This window comes from Mycobacterium sp. (assembly GCF_035653355.1).
In the GTDB taxonomy this organism is placed as follows: Bacteria; Actinomycetota; Actinomycetes; order Mycobacteriales; family Mycobacteriaceae; genus Mycobacterium.
The window spans coordinates 1-3280 of sequence record NZ_DASRBZ010000076.1; the positions used below are offsets into that span (position 1 = coordinate 1).

Annotated in this window: 5 protein-coding genes; 3 read left to right on the top strand and 2 right to left on the bottom strand. The window is 66.4% G+C overall.

Going from position 1 to position 3280, the window contains the following annotated elements; genetic code table 11:
- The coding region (locus tag VFA16_RS02470) for an alpha/beta fold hydrolase (RefSeq protein WP_414687619.1) at positions 1-621 on the top strand (621 nt) is incomplete at its 5' end.
- Between the two features lie 21 nt (positions 622-642).
- On the opposite strand, the gene VFA16_RS02475 is transcribed toward VFA16_RS02470, so the two are convergent.
- Entirely contained in the window at positions 643-1038 is a 396-nt protein-coding gene (locus VFA16_RS02475) for a VOC family protein (RefSeq protein ID WP_324966293.1), read from the bottom strand.
- Between the two features lie 144 nt (positions 1039-1182).
- Between VFA16_RS02475 and VFA16_RS02480 the strand changes: the two genes are divergently transcribed.
- Entirely contained in the window at positions 1183-1335 is a 153-nt protein-coding gene (locus VFA16_RS02480; RefSeq protein WP_324966294.1) for a hypothetical protein, read from the top strand.
- A gap of 3 nt (positions 1336-1338) precedes the next feature.
- Here VFA16_RS02480 and VFA16_RS02485 read toward each other — a convergent pair whose 3' ends face one another.
- Entirely contained in the window at positions 1339-2157 is an 819-nt protein-coding gene (locus VFA16_RS02485; protein ID WP_324966295.1) for an oxygenase MpaB family protein, read from the bottom strand.
- A 117-nt stretch (positions 2158-2274) separates the two neighbouring features.
- Between VFA16_RS02485 and VFA16_RS02490 the strand changes: the two genes are divergently transcribed.
- The gene (locus VFA16_RS02490) at positions 2275-3222 is read left to right on the top strand and encodes a cobalamin biosynthesis protein (protein ID WP_324966296.1); all 948 of its coding nucleotides are present in this window, start codon (positions 2275-2277) and stop codon (positions 3220-3222) included.
- Positions 3223-3280: the final 58 nt, after the last annotated feature.

Genomic DNA, 3280 nt, shown 5'->3' on the forward strand with positions numbered 1-3280 from the left:
CGCTACGGGGCGCAGGGCGGCGACTGGGGGGCAGCCGTCACCACCGAGATCGGTCGCAACCGGGGTCATTGCGCCGCAATCCATCTCAACATGCCGATCGGTCGTCCCCCCGCCGGCCTGAGCGAACTAACCGAGGAAGAACAGCAAGTCCTCGCGGACTTGGCAGAGCACCGGCGTTGGGGCACAGGGTATTCCAAACAGCAGTCGACTCGACCGCAGACACTGGGCTACGGCTTAGTCGATTCGCCCGTCGGGCAAATGGCATGGATCGTCGAGAAGTTCTGGGCATGGATGGACTGCGACGGGCACCCCGAGAACGTGCTCACCCGCAACGAGCTGCTCGACAACGTGATGATGTACTGGGCCACCGCCACCGGCGCTTCGTCAGCCCGGTTGTACTGGGAGAGCTTTCGGGTATGGGGCGGAATGGGCCGGGTCGAATTACCCACCGGTGTGGCCATGTTTCCGAAGGAAATCCTGCGCGCACCACGACACTGGTGTGAGCCGAACTACCACATCACCCACTGGACCACCATGCCGCGCGGCGGGCACTTCGCCGCCTTCGAGCAACCCGACCTATTCGTCGACGACGTGCGCGCCTTCTTCGCGACGGTTCAGTAATACGCTGCGGCGCTTGCCGATTCACGCCGGCAACGCGAAGAACTCCAGAGCGATCCCGTCTGGGTCTCGGAAGCTCAGCCCTGACCCGTAGTGGGCGTCGACGATGCCGCCGTGCGCGATACCGAGCTCGCCGAGCCGTTCCTCCCACTTCTTCAGCTCGGCGCGGCTTGCGCAGCCGAAGCCGACATGGTCGAGGCCGACGCGAAACTCGCTGAACTTCTCGTCGGGCGCCGACTGGTCGTGCTGATGGATACCGAATACCGTGCCGCCGGCCAGAATCCACACCTGATGCCAAAAGCCGCCGTCGGTCCGCTCGTCCAGCACGGGGTCCGCGCCGAACAAGGCGCGATACCAGGGGCCGCTGACGCCGATGTCGCGCACCGTCACCGCGACGTGGTTAAGCGCCGGGAAAGCCATAAACCTGCCTCTTTTCTTGACAATTGTCGGCCACCAACGGTCGATGGCCGAATCCCGTGTAACTGTGATCTACGCCGCAAACTTAAGGGCAATGAGGCGAACGACACGTTTACCGCCGCCGGCAAATCGGTAACGATAGTTAGCATGACTTCGCAACTGACCCCAGAACGCACGACCTCGAGCCGGCCCAAGACGCCCAAGAGGGATGAAACCCAAGAGCGCATTCTGCTGCAGCCGTGGTTCTGGATGGCGGTGCTATGCATGATCGCCATGGTGTTGCTGGTCGCATTCGGCTAGCCGTTACACGATTCGCCATCCGCGCCGGGCGCGAAATCGCATGTCCCACAGATAGATCCGATAGCCCAGGATCCACGCCCGGTGCGGAATGAGTCGATCGGCCAGCCGCAGCGCGGCCAACAGCCACTCGAAGCGCTGCTGCTGGGAGTCCGACCAGTCAAGGTCCATCATGGTCCGAAATTCCGGTGCCAGAAAGCCTGTCGTCGCAAACAGGTTGAACCGTCCCGCGATCGCGTGCAGCGGCCAGGGCAAAAACGCCAACGAGGCCACTCCGCGCAGGTGCTCGCGCACCGGCGGGTCGATGCGCAGCTCATCTAGCGAGCGCTTCCAGTACTCGTCGAACGCGACCCTGTCCGGTGGCCACATGTCGTCGCGCACCTGCAACGTGGTGCCTAACCGCTTGGCGTCCCGGTACACCGCGTCGGCGACGGTGTCGTCGAGCGGGCCGTGCAGGAACTCGTGCTGGTCGACGAAATAGCGGTACAGGCACGCTGCTACCCAGAGCTGCAGCCGTGGATCAAAGGCGTTGTAGGGCACCGGACTCTTTAGCGTCGACCGAACCTCACGGTGCGCGGTGTCGACGGCCGCGCGGATCAGCTCGCGGTCGGAGTCGGTCCCGATGGTGGCCACTGCCAAGTAGGTGCCGGTAGTGCGGGCCCGCTTGAACGGATGCTTGTAGACGTTGCCGCTGTCGACCGGGCTTTCCAGCACGCCATAGCCGACTCCGGGCAGCGACAACTGCATGATCACGTTCGCGGCGGGCAGCAGCATCGCAGCCGGGTTCAGCAGGTCGGCGACGCGGGTCGCGGCCCGTTTTGTCATGAGCCGTTCTCCATGTCCCGAGTAGACCACGTAGGAACGCAGCTGGATAGCTGTTGCGGGCGGCCGACGCCCTGGCGGTCTCCAGCGCCGCCGGTGTGAGACCCTGCCGAGGTGCGGATGGTGACACGCCAAACCCGGCTGGTCGGCGTCCTGATCGGCTACCTGGTCGATCTGCTGGTGGGTGACCCGAAACGCGGTCATCCAGTCGCCGGTTTCGGCGCGGCGGCCGCCGTGGTGGAGCGGTTCACATACCGGCAAAGCCGGGCCGCCGGCGTCGCGCATGTCGGTGTGTTGATCGGCCTGTTGGGGGCGCTGGGTACGGCGCTGCAGCGCGTTGCCGACCGGCGGGGCCCGCTGTGGTCGATTGGCACCACCGCCGGCGCCACCTGGGTCTCGTTGGGCGGCACCTCGCTGGTCCGCACCGCATACACGATGTCGGTGTTGTTGGCCCGCGACGACATCGAAGCCGCGCGCGGGTTGCTGCCGTCGCTGTGCGGACGCGACCCGGCCCACCTCGACAGGGCGGGATTGGCCCGGGCGGCGCTTGAGTCGGTCGCGGAGAACACCTCCGACGCGCACGTGGCGCCGCTGCTCTGGGCAATGGTGGGTGGAGCACCAGCGGTGCTGGCGTATCGCGGCATTAACACGCTGGACTCGACGATCGGTCACCGCTCACCGCGGTATGCCCGATTCGGTTGGGCCGCAGCACGATTGGACGATGCTGCCAACTATCTCGCCGCCCGGGTGACCGCGGTGCTGGTTGTGGTGTGCGCACCCGCAGTCGGCGGCTCGCCGCGCGGCGCGGTGCGGGCCTGGCGTCACGACGCGCCGCGACATCCCAGCCCCAACGCCGGTGTGGTGGAGGCGGCGTTCGCCGGTGCGCTCGGCGTGCGGCTCGGCGGACCCACGCAGTACCACTATCAGCTGCAGATCCGCCCGACCTTAGGGGAGGGGAAGCCGCCGTCGGTGGCCGATCTGCGGCGCGCGGTGTTGCTTTCACGCCTGGTGCAGGCAGCGGCTGCGCTGGCGCTCTGGCTCAGCGCCGCCGGCCGTAGCGGTCGCTGAGTTTCTGCTCGACGCTCGTCGGCGCAGCAGCGGTGTCGGTCGGGTGGCTCTTTTCCAG

What these genes read in the sequence shown, in the direction of transcription:
- VFA16_RS02475 (WP_324966293.1), bottom strand. Translation starts at nt 1,038, where the DNA reads ATGGCTTTCCCGGCGCTTAACCACGTCGCGGTGACGGTGCGCGACATC.
- VFA16_RS02480 (WP_324966294.1), top strand. Translation starts at nt 1,183, where the DNA reads ATGACTTCGCAACTGACCCCAGAACGCACGACCTCGAGCCGGCCCAAG.
- VFA16_RS02485 (WP_324966295.1), bottom strand. Translation starts at nt 2,157, where the DNA reads ATGACAAAACGGGCCGCGACCCGCGTCGCCGACCTGCTGAACCCGGCT.
- VFA16_RS02490 (WP_324966296.1), top strand. Translation starts at nt 2,275, where the DNA reads ATGGTGACACGCCAAACCCGGCTGGTCGGCGTCCTGATCGGCTACCTG.